General features: G+C 65.6%; 22 protein-coding genes. 7 read left to right on the forward strand and 15 right to left on the reverse strand.

Annotated elements, in window-relative coordinates:
- The first annotated feature begins 660 nt into the window (after positions 1-660).
- Genes AC1D09_RS08260 through AC1D09_RS08270 form a run of 3 tightly spaced genes read left to right on the forward strand, consistent with a single transcriptional unit; the run spans position 661 to position 1,954 of the window.
- Positions 661-1,236, forward strand: coding sequence for a toxin-activating lysine-acyltransferase (locus tag AC1D09_RS08260; RefSeq protein WP_477664723.1), 576 nt, complete (start codon positions 661-663; stop codon positions 1,234-1,236).
- A 57-nt stretch (positions 1,237-1,293) separates the two neighbouring features.
- Positions 1,294-1,650 carry a hypothetical protein gene (locus AC1D09_RS08265; protein WP_477664724.1) on the forward strand — a complete coding sequence of 119 codons (357 nt, stop codon included), beginning with the start codon at positions 1,294-1,296 and terminating at the stop codon, positions 1,648-1,650.
- Positions 1,651-1,660: 10 nt separating this feature from the next.
- A complete protein-coding gene (locus AC1D09_RS08270) occupies positions 1,661-1,954 on the forward strand; it encodes a calcium-binding protein (RefSeq protein WP_477664725.1) in 294 nt (97 codons plus the stop codon).
- A gap of 73 nt (positions 1,955-2,027) precedes the next feature.
- Here the strand turns inward: AC1D09_RS08270 and AC1D09_RS08275 are convergent, their stop codons facing one another.
- The 9 genes from AC1D09_RS08275 to AC1D09_RS08315 form a co-directional block, all read right to left on the reverse strand.
- Positions 2,028-2,351, reverse strand: coding sequence for a pentapeptide MXKDX repeat protein (locus tag AC1D09_RS08275; protein ID WP_477664726.1), 324 nt, complete (start codon positions 2,349-2,351; stop codon positions 2,028-2,030).
- Positions 2,352-2,459: 108 nt separating this feature from the next.
- Positions 2,460-3,254, reverse strand: a complete 795-nt coding sequence (locus AC1D09_RS08280; RefSeq protein WP_477664727.1) for a molybdopterin-dependent oxidoreductase — start codon at positions 3,252-3,254, stop codon at positions 2,460-2,462.
- 31 nt (positions 3,255-3,285) lie between these two features.
- Positions 3,286-3,882, reverse strand: a complete 597-nt coding sequence (locus AC1D09_RS08285) for a cytochrome b/b6 domain-containing protein (protein ID WP_477664728.1) — start codon at positions 3,880-3,882, stop codon at positions 3,286-3,288.
- Positions 3,883-4,044: 162 nt separating this feature from the next.
- On the reverse strand, positions 4,045-6,150 hold the full coding sequence (locus tag AC1D09_RS08290; protein WP_477664729.1) for an SdrD B-like domain-containing protein: 2,106 nt from the start codon (positions 6,148-6,150) through the stop codon (positions 4,045-4,047).
- Positions 6,147-6,974, reverse strand: coding sequence for a COG1470 family protein (locus AC1D09_RS08295; protein ID WP_477664730.1), 828 nt, complete (start codon positions 6,972-6,974; stop codon positions 6,147-6,149). Before AC1D09_RS08295 ends, AC1D09_RS08290 begins: the two co-directional genes overlap by 4 nt.
- The gene (locus AC1D09_RS08300) at positions 6,971-7,456 is read right to left on the reverse strand and encodes a hypothetical protein (protein WP_477664731.1); all 486 of its coding nucleotides are present in this window, start codon (positions 7,454-7,456) and stop codon (positions 6,971-6,973) included. Before AC1D09_RS08300 ends, AC1D09_RS08295 begins: the two co-directional genes overlap by 4 nt.
- Positions 7,453-8,031, reverse strand: coding sequence for a hypothetical protein (locus tag AC1D09_RS08305; protein ID WP_477664732.1), 579 nt, complete (start codon positions 8,029-8,031; stop codon positions 7,453-7,455). Before AC1D09_RS08305 ends, AC1D09_RS08300 begins: the two co-directional genes overlap by 4 nt.
- Positions 8,032-8,198: 167 nt before the next feature.
- Positions 8,199-8,849: a hypothetical protein gene (locus tag AC1D09_RS08310; protein ID WP_477701008.1), complete on the reverse strand. Its 651-nt coding sequence runs from the start codon at positions 8,847-8,849 to the stop codon at positions 8,199-8,201.
- A gap of 21 nt (positions 8,850-8,870) precedes the next feature.
- Positions 8,871-9,518, reverse strand: a complete 648-nt coding sequence (locus AC1D09_RS08315) for a hypothetical protein (RefSeq protein WP_477662678.1) — start codon at positions 9,516-9,518, stop codon at positions 8,871-8,873.
- A 225-nt stretch (positions 9,519-9,743) separates the two neighbouring features.
- On the opposite strand from AC1D09_RS08315, the gene AC1D09_RS08320 reads away from it, so the two are divergent.
- A complete protein-coding gene (locus AC1D09_RS08320; protein WP_477662679.1) occupies positions 9,744-10,310 on the forward strand; it encodes a VTT domain-containing protein in 567 nt (188 codons plus the stop codon).
- Here the strand turns inward: AC1D09_RS08320 and AC1D09_RS08325 are convergent.
- From AC1D09_RS08325 to AC1D09_RS08350, 6 genes are all read right to left on the reverse strand, one after another.
- Entirely contained in the window at positions 10,291-10,536 is a 246-nt protein-coding gene (locus AC1D09_RS08325; RefSeq protein WP_477662680.1) for a hypothetical protein, read from the reverse strand. The genes AC1D09_RS08320 and AC1D09_RS08325 overlap by 20 nt on opposite strands.
- Positions 10,533-11,051, reverse strand: a complete 519-nt coding sequence (locus AC1D09_RS08330) for an O-acetyl-ADP-ribose deacetylase (protein WP_477662681.1) — start codon at positions 11,049-11,051, stop codon at positions 10,533-10,535. The genes AC1D09_RS08325 and AC1D09_RS08330 overlap by 4 nt, the downstream gene beginning before the upstream one ends.
- A gap of 52 nt (positions 11,052-11,103) precedes the next feature.
- Positions 11,104-11,835 carry an amino acid ABC transporter ATP-binding protein gene (locus tag AC1D09_RS08335; RefSeq protein ID WP_139201082.1) on the reverse strand — a complete coding sequence of 244 codons (732 nt, stop codon included), beginning with the start codon at positions 11,833-11,835 and terminating at the stop codon, positions 11,104-11,106.
- On the reverse strand, positions 11,813-12,580 hold the full coding sequence (locus AC1D09_RS08340) for an amino acid ABC transporter permease (RefSeq protein WP_074579902.1): 768 nt from the start codon (positions 12,578-12,580) through the stop codon (positions 11,813-11,815). Before AC1D09_RS08340 ends, AC1D09_RS08335 begins: the two co-directional genes overlap by 23 nt.
- A 20-nt stretch (positions 12,581-12,600) precedes the next feature.
- Positions 12,601-13,368 carry a basic amino acid ABC transporter substrate-binding protein gene (locus AC1D09_RS08345; RefSeq protein WP_477662682.1) on the reverse strand — a complete coding sequence of 256 codons (768 nt, stop codon included), beginning with the start codon at positions 13,366-13,368 and terminating at the stop codon, positions 12,601-12,603.
- A gap of 178 nt (positions 13,369-13,546) precedes the next feature.
- Positions 13,547-14,437 (reverse strand): dienelactone hydrolase family protein, encoded by an 891-nt coding sequence (locus tag AC1D09_RS08350; protein ID WP_477662683.1) that lies wholly within the window; start codon positions 14,435-14,437, stop codon positions 13,547-13,549.
- 322 nt (positions 14,438-14,759) lie between these two features.
- Here AC1D09_RS08350 and AC1D09_RS08355 point away from each other — a divergent pair, with 322 nt between their 5' ends.
- The 3 genes from AC1D09_RS08355 to AC1D09_RS08365 all read left to right on the forward strand — a co-directional run bounded on the left by AC1D09_RS08355 (position 14,760) and on the right by AC1D09_RS08365 (position 18,758).
- Positions 14,760-15,566 (forward strand): DUF2726 domain-containing protein, encoded by an 807-nt coding sequence (locus AC1D09_RS08355; protein ID WP_477662684.1) that lies wholly within the window; start codon positions 14,760-14,762, stop codon positions 15,564-15,566.
- Between the two features lie 88 nt (positions 15,567-15,654).
- Positions 15,655-15,936 carry an HNH endonuclease gene (locus AC1D09_RS08360; protein WP_477662685.1) on the forward strand — a complete coding sequence of 94 codons (282 nt, stop codon included), beginning with the start codon at positions 15,655-15,657 and terminating at the stop codon, positions 15,934-15,936.
- The gene (locus tag AC1D09_RS08365) at positions 15,933-18,758 is read left to right on the forward strand and encodes a 7TM diverse intracellular signaling domain-containing protein (protein ID WP_477662686.1); all 2,826 of its coding nucleotides are present in this window, start codon (positions 15,933-15,935) and stop codon (positions 18,756-18,758) included. The genes AC1D09_RS08360 and AC1D09_RS08365 overlap by 4 nt, the downstream gene beginning before the upstream one ends.
- Positions 18,759-18,769 lie beyond the last annotated feature (11 nt).

Below are 18,769 nucleotides of genomic sequence, written 5' to 3' on the forward strand. Positions count from 1 at the left end.
CACACGCCGCGCATTGAGCTCCATATCAAAACAGGGCGGCCGCGGCGCCTGCACATAAAAAGGCCAAGGCGCCGCGAGCGCGCGGCCTGTTTGCGGGCGGGCCGGCGGCGTGGCGGCCCGGGGCTGGGGTGGGTGGGAAAGCTGCATGTCTGTCTGTCCTTGGCCCCGGGTGCAGGGCAGTTTTGTTGTTCTCCAAGAGCCTTCATCGTACTGTATGAACATACAGTTATAGCCCCTGATTTACCCCTGGAAACAATGACCCGAGCGCCCGCGGATGGCGCCGGGCGCGCAGCTCCGTTCAGCGCTGCCGGGGTGCCATCCCTTTAAGTCAGTTTTGTGAAAAATTCACAAAAAATCGTTACCACTTTGTCCGCCAAAACACAAAGTGGCCCCCTGATTTTTCCTCGCCTGCCTATTCTTGGTTCATATGAGTAGAACTTAAAAGCTAATAACAAATAGAACCATGGCTTTTGAGTAATGGAAAAGGCGTCTCAATTAAGGATTTGTACAACTTAAGAATGAGATGGGTATTGACCAGGCAGCAAGGAGACCGGCATGAGTACTTTGTTAATACCTCTCTTCTCTGGGGGCCGGTGCTTTCCCCTCCATGCATGGCACGGCGCCTCTGCCGCCCGCCCATCTTCCTGAAGGAGGCCGGCCATGAGCACGCCCCACACCTTCCCCGCGCCCGCCGCTGACAAATTTGCCATCCTCGGCAAGCTGGCCTGGCTCTGGATGAACTCCCCCCTGCACCGCGACTGGACGGTGGACCTGCTCAGCCGCTTCGCCCTGCCGCCCATCGAGCTGGGCCAGTACCTGCTGCTCGAGCGCGGCGGCATGCCCGTAGCCTATTGCAGCTGGGCCCACTTGAGCAGCCGCGCCGAGGCCGCCTACATGCTGGACGCCGGCAATATCCCCCTGGCCGACTGGAATGGTGGCGACCACCTGTGGTTCGTCGACTGGGTCGCGCCTTTCGGCAAGGCCGACTCCTGGGACATGAAAAAGCGGCTGGAAGAAAAATTCCCGACCTCGGTGGCGCGCGCCCTACGCGTCAAGCGGGGCAGCCGCAGCGGACGCGTCATGGAGTTCCGCGGCCGGCACATCGAGCCCCAGGCCGCGCGGCAAATCCTGGCGCGGCATTTTCAGGACTTCCTCGCGCATTTTGATAAAGCGCGAAAGCTGCAGGCAAAAAAACCGGGCGCGGAGGCGCTGCATCCCGACAAAACGGCGGCCTGAGCAGGCCTTGAAACCCGTCATCCATTTGAAACCCGTCATCCCCATCCGGAGGCCGCCATGCCACTGACCAATGCCGAACTGACAGAGCTTCTTCGCAGCGGCCGCTTGCCGCAACTTGGCGAGCACACTGCTCTTGAAATTTTCGCGAAGTTGATGGAGGGGAGCAATCCCTACGGGACCTACAGCATGGTGGATCGCGTGGCGAATGTGTGGGTCCGGACTTATTCAGTGATAGGCCTTGACAGGTTCAGGGCGCGCCTGGACAGGACTGTAGAAAGGCCACCCGGGTTTATTGGTCCCTTGGAGCCCCTGGTGCCGACGAGCTTGCGCGAGGGTTTGAAATATCTATTCGAAATGCAAAAACGATGCGACGGTCGGCAACTGGGACAGGCTGCGTTTCGGCAACTACATTAACGCCGACCAGTTGTGGTTCCGCCACAGCGGCAACGACCTGGAGGTCAGCGTCATAGGCACCAGCGACAAGGTGACAGTGAGCAACTGGTACCTGGGGGACGCTTATCACGTCGAGGAACTGGATGTCTTTGAGTTTGATCGCGGCACGTACACAGGGGCGAAGTACCTGCATCATGCCGACGTCGACAAGCTGGTGCAGGCCATGGCCGCCTTCACACCGCCGCCCGCAGGGCGGACCACGTTGCCGTCGGAGTATCAGGCTGCACTCGCCCCCGTGATCGCAGCCAACTGGCATTCATATTGATAAGGTGGTTGGGCCGCGGCGCGTGAGCCGCGGCCTTTTTTTTCTTCTTCTTCTTCTTTATCCTGCCTGCGTTTTATTTCTTCATCGCATCCTTGCCCATGGCATCTTTCTGCATGCCGTCCTTGGCCATCGCGTCTTTTTTCATCTTGTCTTTTTTGGCCATGGCCATCTTGTCGCCGTCATGCTTCATGCCGTCTTTCGCCATGGCATCTTTTTTGGCCATCGCGTCTTTCGCCATGGCGTCCTTCTTCATGCCGTCCTTGGCCATGGCGTCCTTGCTGGCCATCGCATCCTTGCCCATGGCGTCTTTTTTCATGGCGTCCTGCGCCAGGGCGCTGCCGCCGGCGGCGAGCAGGCAGGCGGAGAGAATGGCGGCGGTCAAAGTTTGGGTGTTCATGATGGTGTTGTCCTTGATGAAAGAGTGTTGGAAAAGTTGTTGAAGAAAAACGGCGGGCACCCTGAGCTGAATGCCTTATCGCCGGTGTTGGGGGGCACCTGAGCGGGCTCAGCTGCCTCCGAACCAGTTGTAGCCCTGGTCTTCCCAGTAGCCGCCAGGGTAGGTGTTGGTGACAAAAATCGCCTGGATGTGTTTGGGGTTCTTGTAGCCGAGCTTGGTGGGCATGCGCAGCTTCATCGGGAAACCGTATTTGGGCGGCAGCACCTGGCCGTCGTAAGTCAGCGCCAGCAGGGTTTGCGGGTGCAGGGCGGTGGCCATGTCTATGCTGGTGAAGTAGTCGTCGGCGCACTTGAAGCCGACGTATTTGGCCGTGGTGTCGGCGCCCACCTTGCGCAGGAAATGAAAGAAGGGCACGCCACCCCATTTGCCGATGGCGCTCCAGCCCTCGACGCAGATATGGCGTGTGACCTGGTCGGCCTGGGGCATGGCGCGCAGCTCGGGCAGTGACCATTTGCGCCTGTCGGCGACCAGGCCGGCGACCTCGAGGCGATAGCTTTCTTCGTCCACCTCGCGCACCTCGTCTTCGCCGTAGTAGGCGTTGAAGGGAAAGGGCCGCGTGATCATGGAGTCGGGGTAGGTGGGCGCCAGCCGGTTCGGGTCGAACAGTGATGCCTGCACGTCGTCGTTGAGGCGCGAGATGCGGCTCAGCGCGGTGTTGACGGATTCGCTGTCGTCGAGCATGCAGCCGCTCAGCATGGCCAGGCCGCCCAGGCTGAGCGAGCCGCGCAAAAAGTTGCGGCGGGCGGTCGAGAGCTTGTGGGCCGAGGCGATGCGGTCCACCGCTTCTTTGAGGACGTCGTCGCCGTCTATGTGGTGAAGGCGCCTGGGGCGTTGGATGTTCATGGTTGGTTCCTTGAGGTATGCGGGCCGGTGTTCAGCGGCCGCGCAGCATGTAGACCAGGGTCTTGGGCACCAGGGCCACCATGACCAGGTGCACGGCGACAAAGCCGGCCAGCGCGGCCATGGTGAAAAAGTGGACCAGGCGCGCGCCTTCATAACCGCCCATGAGTTCACGCAGCAGCGGGAATTGCACGGACTTCCAGAGCACCAGGCCAGAGAGCACGATGAGCACGCTGTCGGCCATCACAAAAAGATAGGCCAGGCGCTGCACCATGTTGTAGTGGCGCGGGTCTTCATGGGCCAGCTTGCCTTTGAGGGCGGCCAGCAGGTCGGCCGTGATGCCTTTGATGGACAGCGGAAAAAACTTGCGGAACAGCCGCCGCGTGAAGAGGTTGAAAGCCAGGTAAAGCATGCCGTTGAAGAAGAGCAGCCACATGGCGGCAAAGTGCCACTGCAGCGCGCCGCCCAGCCAGCCGCCCAGGGTCAGCTCTTTGGGAATCGTGAAGCCGAGGAAGGCGGTGGCGTTGTAGATGCGCCAGCCGCTCATCATGAGCAGCACAACGGCCAGTGCATTGAGCCAGTGCATGGCGCGCAGCCAGCCGGGGTGTATGGCGTTCGGTCTTGTTTTCATCAGGTGCTCCTCGGGGTGCCGCAAGGCCCGGCTGCCTGGGAAGAAGCAGGAAGCCGGGATTTCCGCCGCAGTTTTGCTGCGTGTTGGGCTTTGGTCGGGCGAGCTTGGCGTTTCTTACACGATGGCGAAATTTATTTACCTGCCGGCTGCGGTAGCCGCTCTTCAGCGTTCGCGCTGCACGGCGAAGTCAAACGAATGGGCCTGGCGCACCAGCACCGTGGTCTTGGCGGGCTCGCGCAGGACCGGGCCCCAGGGCAGGGGAATGTTGTCGGGTGAGACTTCGATGAGGTGTTCGCCGGCCGCGACCGCCGGGAATTCATAGCGGCCCTGGGCGTCGGTTTGCGCGGCGTAGCGGCGGTCCAGGACGACGGTGACGCCGGGCACGCCGGCTTCGGAGGCTTCGCGGCTGCCGTTGGCGTCGGCGTCAAAAAAGACGGTGCCGGCCAGGCTGCCGGCGCCTGTCCCGGGCAAGCCGCCCAGCGGGGCGCTCGCCATGCCGGCATGGTCCTGGTAGCGCAGCAGCAGCTGCAGGCTGCGGTTGGCCTGGGGGTTGATGGGTGCTTGCAGTGTCGCGGCGGTCAGGGCCGATACGACCAGGGCCTGCGGGGCTTCCTCGCCGCGCGACTCGGTGTAACGCAGGCTGAGCGACCAGTTGCGGGCCGCCTGCCAATTGAGGCCTATGTTGGTATTGAGCGATTCGCCGCCGCCGCTGCGCGTGCCGCGCAGGGAAGCGTCCATGGACCACTGGGGCCAGGGCGACAGGGTGGCGAGCAGGCCCCAGACCAGGCCGGTGCCGGGGTTGCTGCCTCCGCCTAAACGCTCCAGGGCCAGGGAGGTGCTGAGCAGGGTGGTCCACAGCGCCGGCCAGCTGTGGTCCACGCCCAGCCGCAGGCTGCGGCTGCCGGATGTTTTGGCGAGGTCGGCGCGCCATTGGGTCTGGCCCCAGTCGCCGCTGCGGTTCCATGAGAGCTGCAGGGCCTGCCCGGGGCTGCTGATGGCGCGAAAGCTCAGGGCCGCGCCCAGGGCGTTGTGGGTGTCCAGCAGGTAGCGGCCGTTGAGGTTGACGAAGGCGCTGCCGCCGGAAGCGATGCTGCCCGCCTGGCCGCCGCTGACGCTGTCGCTCAGCTCGGCGGCAAAACCGGCCTGCCACCTTCGTGTGGAAGTGTCGGCCTGCCAGTAAAGGCCTTGCAGGTCGCCGGCCAGGCCCGTCGTGCCCCAGCGCAGCTTGGGTTCGAAGCGAAAGAGGCCGGCCGCCTGGCGCCAGCGTTCGCTGCGCCAGGTGGCGTCCAGCCAGAGGCCGGTGGCGCCGCCGCTGCGGGTGCTGCTGCTTTGCACGAGGTTGCCTTGCAGGCGCAGGCCGCCCACACGCTCGTTGGCCGCGCCATAGCCAGGGGCGAGGCCGGACCCCCAGGGGGAGGGGCCTTCCCAGGACGCGGCGGCGAACCAGGCGCGTGTGTCCTGGCTCAGGCCGGAGGTGGCGCTGTCGGGGATGTTTTTGCCCTGGATGAGCTGAAATGCGATGTCGCTGCGTCCAGCGGCTGCGAATGCCGCGCGGGTGGGCAGGCGAAACTGCGCGCCGGCCGAGGTGATGCTGCTGGCGGAGGTTTCAAAGCCGGCGCCGTCCATCCCGCTGAACAGGCCCGCGCGCCCGCTGGCGGCGTTCAGGTCCAGGCTGTCCTGCAGGTACCACTGGCCGCTGAGGCCGTGGATGGGCGTTGTCGGCAGGGACACCCGGCCGGTGCCGCGCGCCAGCCGGGTGGCGATGGTGTTGACGTTGCCCGCGTGGTGGTTGGCGAACCACCCGCCGTCCAGCGGCAATGCGCGCTGGTCCATGCGCCAGTCGTGTTGGCCTCCCGCGGCCTGGGAGGCGTAGCCGCCCGAGCCCTGCTGCGCGAGCCCTGCATGGAATGAGAGGGCGCCGTGGTTGGGGGTGTCCAGGTATCCGCCGAGGTCGATGGCGCGGGTGGCGGTATTCCCGCCCGATTGCTTGAAGACCGAGTAGTCGGCATGCCAGCTGCGCGGCCAGCCGCTTTCGTTGTAGCTGCTGGTCTTGAGCTGCAGGCCGCCGTCGAGTTCGGGCTGCCCGTCCATGACGCGGTCAAGGTAGGGAGCGGGAGAGTGCGAGGCCGCGGCGGGTGTGGCGGCCGTCTGGCCTTGCGCCGCCGCTGTCGCCGCCGCCAGGCCGGCGCAGATTGCCGCAAGCGCGCGGCGGCAGCATGGGGGACAAGAATAGAGGAGGGCGGCCGGCGTCTGCGCCTGCCGTGTCATGGCGCGAAGCGCTGTTCGAAGTCCTGCACCTGGCCTTTACCCCATTCAAGCTTGCCGCGCACGGTGACGGGATAGCGGACGGCCGCGGCGCTGTCCGGGTCGCCGGGGCGTGTGGCGCTCAGGGCCACGCTGCGTGTCTCCCCGGGCAGTATCGGCGTGTTGGCGGGGGAAAATTCGAGCGAGGTGTTGGCGGCGTCGGTGCCGGTCAGGAAGCCGCCGATGCGGCCGTGGGCCGCGCCGCTGTTGCGCACCTGCAGGACCGGCGTGGGCTGGCCGTTCAGGGTCTGGACGCCGGCGCCGGCGATGCTCAATTGCGGCGCGGCGCCTGCGATGGCCGCATAGACCACGATGCCCAGGCGGGCCGAAAAGGGAATGGGCGGGCCCGATGCCATGCGCGTGAGCTGCTCCTGGCCTTCGAGCAGGATGGCGAAACGGCACTCGCCGGCCGGCGCATCGGCAGGCACGCTGACTTCAAAACGGAAGCGGTAGGGGCGCCCGCCCGCCATGATGAGTTCGCGCCGCTCGATGGCAACCCAGGGCCGGCAACTGCCGGGCTGCAGTTCGTCGAGAAAGGTGACGGCATTGTCCATGCCCAGGCGCCAGTCGGCGGTCTTGATGGCCAGGCTGGTGGAGGCGGGCGATGCGTTGGTGATTTCAATGACTTGCCGGCTTCGCTCGCCGGGCTTGAGTTCGAGTTCAAAACGCGGGGGCGACACCGCCAGCGCGAATTCGCCGGCCGCGGCGCAGGATGCGGCCAACACCAGGGCCAGGTAAAAAAGGCCTGCCGCGCAGTGCCGGGCAAGCGCCAACCGGGGACTGTTCATGGGGTATCCACCTCGAAATAAAACTGCAGGGCCTGCGCTGAAACCAGGGCCCTGCCGTCGGTGCTGAGCGTGAGCTCTATGGTTTCTTCCAGTGATGCCGCACTGGCGAGGCCTTCAAACACCAGCGCGCGCGCGCCGCTTCGCAGGTTGCCCGGCAGCAGACGGCCCTGGGTGCGCCAGCTGGCATGCACGGGCTCACCGGCCACGGGCGCCAGGCCCATATACAGCTTGACGGGCTGGTTCAGCCAGCGCGAGAGGTTCAGGCGCAGGGCCACGCGCAGGCTGGCTTCCACCGAGTTGTCGGCCGCGCGGCCCGGCACCAGCTGCCGCCAGCGCATGGGAACGACACCCTGGCTGACGACGGTGCCGCTGTCATCCACGCGCGCCGTGCCGGCCGCCGTTGATTGCGCGGCACACAGGCAGGCCGCCAGCAGGCAAGGCGCGAGAACGGTGCCCGCCAGGCGCGGCGGCCGGGCCATCATGGCGCCGTCAGGGTGTAGCTGACCCTGCCGGTGAAACTGCCGGATCCCACCAGCTGGGTGTTCGCGTAGCTGAACTGCAGGCAGCTTTCAAACCAGGTGTTGCGCGAGATGCCCAGCAGGGTTTGCGATGCGCCGCCGACAAATGTGCCGTTGGCAATCGTGGTTCCCGAGTCGGCGATGCCGGCGGAAACCCAGGACACCGTGCTGAAAGCAATGGTGTTGCCGCTGGCGTTGGTCAGTGAGGCCGGAGCCGTCGCGGTAAGAGCGGCGCTGGAGGCCCCCATACCCGGTGCGCGGTAGAAGCCGCCCACATACACCTGCGCGGGCACCGTGCAGAACGCACGCCCGTTGTAGGGGCTGGCCGTCACGGTGCTGTCGCTGCTCATGGCAAGGGAGCCGCCCCCCAGGCTGGCCGCGGGAACGGTGACGCTCACGCGGTTGATGGTGGTGTTGTTGCCGGGCGTGCCGCCGGAACTGAAGTTGCCCCCTGTCATGGTGCCGGCACCCACTTGCAGAAACAGTGAGCGGGTGCCGGGCGTGATGCTGACGGAAAAGGCCTGGGCACCGGTGCACATCAGCGCGCTGCATAGATAGATGAGCCCGCTCCAGCGGGACTGGCTGGCGCAGCAAGGGGAATGTGCAAAGGCAAGTAGGGCTCGCATGCGCATCGCTTTACGCCGGCCTGTCAGCCGGCAAAAGAATGGCCTCGTGAATGGAGGCCATTGGAAGAGGTGGCGAAAACTCAGAGCTGGGTGGCGGTGTAGGTCACGCGGCCGTTTTTGGCGACCGTGCCGCCGTAGGTGCCGGCGGCGGGAATGCCTGTGTTGAGGTAGCTGTAGGTCCACTTGCCTTCGACACGGACCAGGCGGTTGGTGGCGGTCAGGGTGGAGGCCGTGCCTGCACCGCCGGAAGCGCCGGTGTTGAAGGCGGGATGGGTGATGGCCGCGTTGGTGAAGCCAGCGGTGGTGGCGGCCAGGGCGCCGCCCGTGACGCCGATCTGGCTCCAGGGAATGGTCTCGCCGGCGGTACCGGTGGTCAGCGGGCCGGTGGTGGTGGAGTTCAGGCTGACGTTGCCGCCGTTGCCGTAGACCCGCACCGTTACGGCGCCGGCCGTCAGGTCGCCACCGACGCCGGCGATGGCGCCGGCGTCGCCCACATTGGCCGCGGGCACCGTGAATGTCGTTGAATCAATGGTGCCGTCGGTCGCCGTGTTGCCGGAACTGGTGCCGACGCGCAGAAACAGGACTTGCGGAATGACGATGCTGAAGTCCACCCGCCCCGTGGCGGTCGAGCCGGTGGTTGCCGGCGCGGTGTAGGTGGATTCAGCGTGGGCGAGGGCCGCCAGCGATGCGGCGAGGCCCAGGGCGCTGAGGGGAAGCAGTATTTTTTTCATGAAGGCTCCTGTTGTTGATGCTTAGAGTTGGGTGGCGGTGTAGGTCACGCGGCCGTTTTTGGCGACCGTGCCGCCGTAGGTGCCGGCGGCGGGAATGCCTGTGTTGAGGTAGCTGTAGGTCCACTTGCCTTCGACACGGACCAGGCGGTTGGTGGCGGTCAGCGTCGTGGCCGTGCCGTTGCCGCCGGAGGCGCCGGTATTGAAGGCCGGATGGGTAATCGCCGCATTGGTGAAGCCCGAGGTCGTGGCGGCCAGGGCCGCGCCCGTGACGCCGATCTGGCTCCAGGGAATGGTTTCGCCGGCCGTGCCGGTGGTCAGGGGACCGGTGGTCGCCGAATTGAGGCTGATGTTGCCGCCGTTGCCGTAGACCCGCACGGTCACGGCGCCGGCCGTCAGGTCGCCGCCGACACCGGCGATGGCGCTGGCGTCGCCCACGTTGGCCGCGGGCACGGTGAAGGTGGTGGCGTCAATGGTGGCGGTGGTCGAGGTGTTGCCGGCGCTGGTGCCGACCCGCAGAAACAGGACTTGCGGAATGACGATGCTGAAGTCCAGGCGTGCCGTCGCGGTCGAGCCGGTGCTTGCGGGACTGGTGAAGGTGGATTCGGCATGGGCCGGCATCGCGATCAGGCCGGCGAGGCTCAGGCTGCTGAGTCCAATGATTTTTTTCATGAAGATTCCTCGGGAGGAATGGAAGGCAAACGGGGATGGCACAACTGAAAAAACACGGAATCGAGATTAGCGATATTTGTTGCGAAGTTGTAAGCAATGGTCCGTGGAAAGACAATCTTTGCTTTTTGGGGCGCGAGTTTTGCGGCTCGTAGAGCCCGGCTGCGGGGATGGGGGGCGCCTAGAATCGGCTGGAAACTTCCGGCCAACGCGACAAACCCTCCCCAGATGCACCGCTTCAAACGCCTCGTTGCCGTGCTGGCCTTCCTGGGCCTGTTGCTGGCGCTGTTCCAGCTCTCGGGGCTGCGGGACAACTTCAGCCTGGTGTTTTTGCACCAGAAGTTTCTGGACAACGAGGCCAGCGGGCTGCTGATCTTTATTGCGCTGTTCGCGCTGGGCAACCTGGTCCAGATCCCGGGCTGGATATTCCTGGCGGCCGCGGTGCTGGCGCTGGGCGAAGCCTGGGGCGGCGTGGCGACCTATCTCGCGGCGGTGGTGTCCTGCGCTTTCACCTTCTGGCTGATACGCCTGCTGGGCGGTGATGCCCTGCGGCAGATCAAAGGCCGCTGGGTGCAGGGCGTGCTCGCGCAACTCGACGCGCGGCCTGTGGCCGGCATTGTGCTGCTGCGCACCTTGCTGCAGACGGCGCCGGCGCTGAACTATGCGCTGGCGATGTCGGGTGTGAAGTTTCGCGACTATCTATTAGGGACCCTGCTGGGCCTGCCGCTGCCGATCGCGCTGTATTGCGTGTTTTTTGACTACCTGGCGCGGCTGCTCAAGGTGCCGGGGTATTGAGGGGCTTGCGGGGAGCCCGCCGGCGGATGAAGCGAAGCAGAATGGCCAGCGCCAGGACCAGCAAAATCCCGGCGAGGATGAATTTTCCCACCGCCGCGGCGACAGCCGCCGTGGTGACAAACCCGAAGCCGACCACCATCTCGAGCAGGTACAGCCCGCTTTCAAAGAGCTTGCCTAGCCAGCTTTTAGACCAGAACATGTTGTTTGTGCGTTGCGGCAAGCTCAAGCCGCCGCACCCGCAAGCAGGCGCTCATAAACCGCGAGGTCCTGCGCCGAGAAGCAGCAGAACACCACTTCTTCCACGCAGGAGGGTTGTTGCAGGGCTTCGCGCACGCTGGCCACAGCGACCTGGGCGGCCAGTTCGATGGGATAGCCGTAAATGCCGGTGCTGATGCTGGGGAAGGCCAGCGAAGCGACACCTTCGGCGGCCGCGATCTGCATGGAGCGCCTGTAGCAGGAGGCCAGCAATTCAGGCTCGCCGTTGTTGCCGCCGCGCCAGACCGGGCCCACGGTGTGGATGATGTATTTGGCGGGGAGGCGATAACCTTTCGTGAGCTTGGCCTCACCGGTTTTGCAGCCGCCCAGCAGCCGGCACTCATGGACCAGTTCGGGGCCTGCGGCGCGGTGGATCGCGCCGTCGACACCGCCGCCGCCCAGCAGCGATGAATTGGCGGCGTTGACGATGGCGTCAAGCTGCAATTTGGTGATGTCGGCCTGGACGGCCCTGAGGGGGGCGGGCATCGCGCGTCTTCCGGCTGCTTTGTCTGAAGATGCGCGCGAGCCGTCCGCCGGCTTACAAGACCTTGCTCAAAAAGCGCTGGGTGCGCTCTTCCCTGGGGTTGTCGAAGATTTCGGCCGGCGAGCCTTCCTCGATCACCAGGCCTTCGTCGATGAACATCACGCGGTCGGCCACCTGGCGGGCAAAACCCATTTCGTGGGTGACGACCACCATGGTCATGCCTTCTTCGGCCAGGGCCTGCATGACGGCCAGCACCTCGCCGACCATTTCGGGGTCCAGCGCGGAAGTGGGTTCGTCGAACAGCATGATGCGCGGCTGCATGGCCAGCGCGCGGGCGATCGCCACGCGCTGCTGCTGCCCGCCGGAGAGCTGGTTGGGATAGGCGTCTATCTTGTCGAGCAGCCCGACCTTGATGAGCAGCTCGCTGGCGCGGTTGCGCGCTTCCAGGGCGGTGAGCTTGCGCACCTTGGTCGGGGCCAGCGTGATGTTTTCCAGCACGGTCTTGTGCGGGAACAGGTTGAAGCGCTGGAACACCATGCCGATTTCGGAGCGCAGGGCGTCGACGTCGGTCTTGGGTTCATGCACCGAGACGCCGTGCACCAGCACCTCGCCGCCGCTGGCCTCTTCCAGGCCGTTGAGGCAGCGCAAAAAAGTGCTCTTGCCAGAGCCGGACGGGCCTATGACGCAAACAACTTCGGTGGCCTTGATGGCGCAGTCGATGCCGCGCAGCACCGGCGTGTGGCCAAACTGCTTGGTCAGCCGGTTAACGCGAATCACCTCGTCCATAACGAGCCTCCAGTTTCTTGACAAGGTAAGCCAGGCCCAGCGTCAGCACCCAGTACATGACGGAGATGGTGAGGTAGGGTTCCCAGTAGCGTGAGTAGGCGCCGGCGACGGTGCGCGCGGCGTAGGCGAGTTCGGCAAGGCCGATGGCCGAAATCAGCGACGAGTCTTTCAGCAGCGAGATCGCGTTGTTGCCCAGGGGCGGCAGCATGCGGCGAAAGGCCTGCGGCAGCACCACGTGGTACATGGTGCGCGGGAAGGACATGCCCAGCGAACGCGAGGCCTCGACCTGGCCCTTGTCGATGGACTGGATGCCGGCGCGGAAGATCTCGGAGATATAGGCGCCGGCATTGAGCGTGAGGGCCACGATGCCGGAGAGGAAGGCGCCGTAGTTCTGCTTGATGTTGCGCGCGGCTTCACCCGAGATGACCAGGCCGTCGGACGGGTTGATGAACAGCGGCAGCACGGCGAAGTGGATCAGCAGGATCTGCACGAACAGCGGGGTGCCGCGGAAAAAACTGACGTAGACGGTGGCCGGCCAGCGCAGCGCGTATTTGCAGATCGCGCGCGCGGGCGAATGGCGGGACTCCGCCACGCGCGCCATGCCGATGGCCAGGCCCAGCAGCGTGCCCTGCACGATGCAGATCAGCGTGACCATGATGGTCATCTGCAGGCCGCGCCAGAACAGCACGCCGTATTCCGCGATGATGTCGGCCCGAAACCAGCCGAACCAGAGGACTTGCTCCATAGCGGGGAGGTCTCAGCGGTTTATTGCGCGGGCAACGCGGGTGCGTCGGCCTGGAACCATTTTTTGTAGATGGTGGCGTAGCTGCCGTCGGCCTTGACGGCGGCCAGGCCCGCGTTGAGCTTGGCCAGCAAGTCCTTGTTGCCCTGCTTCACGACGATGCCGAAGTATTCCTTGGGAAAGCTCGCGTCGCTGACGGTCTTGAGCTGCTTGTGCTCCTGGGTGCGGAAGGCGATCACGCCGTTGTCGCCGATGGCGGCGTCCAGTCCGTTGTTGGCCAGCTCGGAGATCACCACGGGGGTGCTTTCAAAGCGGCGGATGTCGGGGTTGGTCTTGCCGAACTCGCGGGAAGCCATGTCGTCGCCGGTGCTGCCGGTGACCACGCCGATTTTTTTGCCGGCCAGGTCCTTCAGGCCCTTGGCGGTGCTGTTGCTGTGCACGGCGATCAGCTGACGCGCTTCGAAGTAGGGGGTGGTGAAGTCGTAGGACTGCTTGCGCTTGTCGTTGATGGTGACGCCGGAGATGACCAGGTCCACGTCGCCGTTGTTCAGGGCCGCGAAGATGCCGGTCCAGGGGGTGTTGACGATCTTGATCTGCAGGCCGGCTTTCTGGGCGATGGCCTTGATCATGTCCACGTCGTAGCCGACGATTTCCTTGGTCGGGCTTTCATAGGCAAAGGGGCGGTAGGTGGCGCTGGAGCCGACGACCAGCTCCTTGTTCTGTGCGTGGACAGTACCGAGCGCGAGGGTGAGCAGGCCGGCGGTGGCGGCGATCTTGTGCAGGAAATTCATAGTCAGTGTCCAGAAAAGGAAGGGGAAAAGTGCTTGCCGGCCCGTGGGGGGCGGCGAAAAGCGAAAGTAGCCAATGGTAACGCCTGCAAAAGCCGTGCCCGGCGGCCGGCGGGCAGGGTTTTCGCGAAGAGGGGGACGGGCGGCGGGGAAAAAGCGCCTAAAGGAGCGCCTCCGCGGGTCAGGCCCTGAGTTGACGGTTGAAAAACGCGATGGTGCGCTCCCAGGCCAGCTTGGCGGCGGCCGCGTCGTAGCGCGGCGTGGTGTCGTTGTTGAAGCCGTGCTGGGTGCCGGGGTACTGGTAGGCGGTGTAGCTGGCGCCGGCCGCCTTCAGGGCCGCCTCGTAGGTCGGCCAGGAGGCGTTGATGCGCTCGTCGACCGCCGCGAAATGGATCAGCAGCGGGGTTTTGACCTTGGCGGCGTCTTCTGCCGGGGGCTGGTTGCCGTAAAAAGGCACGGCGGCGTTGAGTTCGGGCAGGCGGGTGGTCAGGGTGTGCGTCATGCCGCCGCCGTAGCAGAAGCCGACCACGCCCAGCTTGCCGCTGCAGTCGTCCCTGGCCTTGAGCCAGGTGACGGCGGCCACGAAGTCCTCGACGCACTTACGCTGGTCTAGTTTGGCGAACAGCTCGCGTGCCTTGTCCTCGTCGCCGGGGTAGCCGCCCAGCGGCGTCAGGGCGTCGGGCGCGAAGGCGAGAAAGTTGTCCAGCGCCAGGCGGCGTGTGATGTCTTCTATATGGGGGTTGAGGCCGCGGTTCTCGTGGATGACCAGCACGGCGGGCAGCTTTCCAGTGGCGTTGGCCGGTTTCGCGAGGTAGCCCTTGACGGTGCCGGTGCCGGCGGAAGAGGGGTAGCTGACGGTCTCGGTCTTGATGCGCCGGTCGCCCCTGGCGACCTGCTGCCCCGCGGCAAAGTTGGGGCTCAAGGCGGCCAGCAGGGCCGTGGCCGTCATGCCGGCGGTGGCGAACTTCTGGGCGCGCTCCAGGAAGCCGCGGCGGTCCAGGGTGCCGTGCACATAGGCGTCAAACAGAATCAGCAGTTCCTGGTCAAAGTCCTGGGCGGTCTTCATCGGCATGGCTCCCGCAAAAAAGCCCAGCATAGCGATTCAGGCGCCGCCTGGCAAAGGGTGCCGCGCGCGCGACACGGCGGCGGTGTTGTGCACGGGCCGGTTTGCTATGAAACAGATAGCTGCCGGCGCCCGCGCCGGCTGGGCCGGGAAGCCCTGTTGTGCGCCCGGCCGGTGGAAAGCCGGGAAAAACCTGCTTTAATAGCGGCTTGGGCCGCCGTGGCTTCAATTGACACGGCGGGCTTTCTGTGACTCACTGGGCCGACCGGGGCCACCCAGCCGCGACTGCCTTCAGGCGGCCGCGCCCCAAAATCACGAGGAGAACCGCATCTTGAACCTGATTTCATGGCTGATGGCATTGCTGGGCGTGGCCGTGGGCGCGCTGGCCGGCATCCTTCTGTACGCCCGCTGGTTGCGGCAACAGGCGAGTGAAAGGCTGCGTATCCCCAAAAAATGGCCGCTGGCCGCGCGCGGGATCGTGACCGACGACGAGCTTGAGGTCTGGAAATGGCTGCGCAGCGCTTTTCCCGAGCATGCGGTCATGCTCAAGCTGCCGGTGCTGCGCTTCACCATCCCGACCGAAAAAGACAAGGACAAGGAAAAAAACAAGGAAAAGAAGGAGCGCCTGCTTGAATTGCTCAACGGCGTGTACACCAGCTTCACCATTTGCACGCTGGATGGCACGGTGGTGGGCTGCGTCGACCTGCGCGGCAAGCGCGACGTGAGCCGCGCCAGCCGGGAGCTCAAGGAGACCCTGCTGTCCGATTGCGGCATCGCCTACACCACCATCAAGGCCGGTCGGCCGCCCACCGTGAGCGCCATGCGCGCGGCTTTCCTGGGCGAAATCCCCGAGGAACTGATGGAGGAGCACCAGGAAACGCGCGGCGGCGACAGCAGCTTCCACGCCGACCTGGAGTCTTTCACCCGCGAGCGCAAGCGGGCCGCCAAAGACGCCGCGCTCAAGGAACTCAACAAGGAAACCAAGCAGGAGGCCGCCCAGGCGGCCGCCAACCGCGACATCGGTTTCAACCCGGACGGCACAGGCGGCCTTCGCATCGACAAGAACAACCGCTTTTCGACCAACTGGGAGGACTCCTTCATCGAGCCTGCGGACGCGCGGCCGGCCAAGCTCGAATAGGCAGGGGGTTCATGAGATCGGCCTTCCAGCGGGCGTCGGCCCCGGCACGCCCCCGGCCCCCGCGACCCGTCGCCATGAAAACACCATCGTGAGCAGGCTGGGCCATACCCGGGACAAGATCTACAAGACCGTGGCGCGGCAGCTGCACGGCGTGGTGCCCTGCTGGGTCTGCGGCGAACATGTCACGCCCCAGGCCGCCACGCTGGAACACATCAAGCCCTTGAGTGAAGGCGGCAACAGCCACGTGGAAAACCTCGCCATCAGCCACGAAGTCTGCAACGGCCAGCGGCACGCCGCCGGTGCGGTGCCGGCTTCGGCGGCCGTGCCGGGGCGGGTGCTCAGGCGCGCCGACTCTGGCGTTTCCGCATGAGGCGAGCCTGGTTGCGCGGTGCGTGGCTGCTGCCGGCCGTGCTGCTGGCCAGCCTGGTATTTCCAGCCGCCGCGCAGAAGCCGAAAGCGCCGGCAACGGCAACAGCAAAGGCGCAAGCGCCCGCCGCCACTGTGGCGCAGGCCGACACCCCTGCAGATACCGGCCATGAACTCGCCATAGGCCGCGAAGGCCGCTATGTGCTGTCGCGTTCTTTCTCCTACCTGGAGGATGCCGGCGGCGAACTGGTGCTGGCCGACTTGCTCAAACCCGAGGCCCAGGCGCGCTTCCAGCCGGTGCCGCAAACCGGCCCGGCCACCAATTTCGGCCTGACCCGCTCGGCCATCTGGCTGCGCGTGACGCTGCGCCCTGAGCGCGACGCGCCGGCCGACTGGATGCTGGAGCTGGCCTACCCGCCGCTGGACCGGCTGGAGCTGTATGCGCCTGACGGCAAGGGCGGCTTCAGCCGGCAGGTGGGCGGCGACCTTTCACCCTTCGCTGAGCGGGCTGTGGTGCATCGCAACCACGTGATGCCTGTGCGCCTCAAGCCCGGCGCCGCTTCCACGCTTTACCTGCGCGTGAGTTCGGGCGGCACGGTGTCGGCCCCGGTGAACCTGTGGCAGCCCGCGGCGCTGTGGCGGCACGACCAGGCGGAGTACGCCACCATCAGCCTGTACTTCGGCCTGCTGATAGGCCTGCTGCTGTACAACCTGCTGCTGTTTTTTTCGGTGCGCGACCGGGCCTACCTGATTTACGTCGCCTTTGTGGCCTGCATGGCCGTCGCGCAGGCGGCGTTGACCGGTTTCGGCGCGCAGTTTTTGTGGCCGGGCCAGCTTTGGTGGAACAGCGTGTCCCCGCCCACCGGCATGGCCGCGACGGCGGTCTTCGGCCTGCTGTTCGCGCGCAGCTTTCTGTCCAGCGCGCTCAGGATGCCGCGCCTGGACCGGCTGATGCAGGCCCTGGTGGCGGGCTGGCTGCTGACCTTGCTGGCGGCGCTGACGCTGCCGTATATCGTGTCGTCGCTGATGGTGACGGTGCTGGCGGTCTTCAGCGTCGTCACCCTGGTGGTCGTGGGTGTGCTGAGCGTGCGCTCCGGCCACCCGGGCGCCAAATACTTCCTGGCGGCCTGGGCGCTGCTGCTGGTGGGCGTGGTGACGCTGGCGCTGCACAACACCGGCGCGCTGCCGTCCCATGCGCTGACGGCCAACTCCCTGCTGATCGGTTCGGCCCTGGAGATGGTGGTGCTGTCTTTCGCGCTGGCCGACCGCATCAACGTCACGCGCCGCGAGAAGGAGCAGGCGCAGGCGCGCATCATGGCCGAGCACGCCATGGTCGAAGCCCTGAGCGTCTCGCAGGAAAATTTCCGCACGCAGCTCAAGGAGCGCGAGATGATCCTGGAAAACTCCATCGTCGGGATCGCCTTCCTGACGCCGGACGGCCGCTTTCGCTGGGCCAACCAGGCCATGCTGGAGGTCTTCGGCGTGGGCAGCGATCAGCTGACCTCGATGGAGCCTTTCTACCTTTCGCGCGAGGAGTACCTGCGGGTGGGCGGCGAGGTGGCCGCCTGCGTGAGCCGCGGCGAGAACTACGAGGCCGAGATCCAGGTCAAGCAGCACGACGGCACGCTGATCTGGGTGTCGCTGTCGGGCAAGGCGGTGAGCGAGCGCGACCTGAGCCAGGGCACGGTCTGGGTCATCATCAACATCACGCGGCGCAAGGAACTGGAAGCGCAACTGGTGCGCACCTCGTCGGAGCGTGAAGCCATCCTCAACAGCGCGCTGGTGGGCATCGTGCTGTCGGTGAACCGCCGCCACGAATGGGTCAACGAGAAATTCGCGCAGATGATGGGCAGCCCGCGCGAGGCGCTGATGGGCCAGCCCTCGAGCTACATCCACCCCGACCTGGCCACCTGGGAGCAGTTCGGCAAGGAGGCGCGCGAGGCGCTGATCGCCACCGGCAGCTATATCAGCGAGCGCCAGCTGAGGCGCCGCGACGGCCAGCTCTTCTGGGTGCAGATGGCCGGCAGTTGCGTGCAGCCCAGGGAACCCGAGTCGGGCGTGATCTGGGCCTTCCTGGACATCACCGAGCGCAAGCAGTCGGAAGAGGACACGCGCGAGGCGCTGGAGCAGCAGCGCGCGCTCAATGAGCTGCGCACCCGCTTCGTGGCCATGACCAGCCACGAGTTCCGCACGCCGCTGTCGGGCATCCTGTCGGCCGAGGAGCTGCTGCGGCATTACGGCAGCCGGCTGCCAGAATCCGAGAAGCTGGAAATCCTCGACAGCATCGCCGCGGGCGTCAAGCGCATGACGCGCATGCTGGACCGCGTGCTGATGCTGGGCAAGGCCGATGCGCAGATGCTGGAGTTTGAGCCGCACCCGCTGGACCTGCAGGCGCTGTGCCAGCAGCTGGTCGAGGAAGCGCGCATGCAGCAGCCCGGCAGCCTGTGCGAGCTGCGCCTGGACTACACGGCCGGAATCGGCCAGGGGCTTTACGACGAGAAGCTGCTGCGCCATATCTTCAGCAACCTGCTGTCCAACGCGGTCAAGTATTCGCCGCTGGGCGGCCTGGTGCTGTTCCGCGTTCGCAGCGAGGAAGACATGGTGATCCTGGAAGTCGAGGACCAGGGCATAGGCATTCCCGAAGACGAACTGCCCCACCTGTTCGAGTCTTTCCACCGCGCCAGCAACGTGGGCACCATCCAGGGCACGGGCCTGGGCCTGGCGATCGTGCGCAACGCGGTCGACATCCACGGCGGCACCATAGACGTGCGCAGCAGCGCCGGTTCGGGCACCACCTTCACGGTGCGCCTGCCGGCCAGGCACTGAAGGCCGCGCGT

This window comes from Polaromonas sp. P1_A2, from assembly GCF_056406895.1.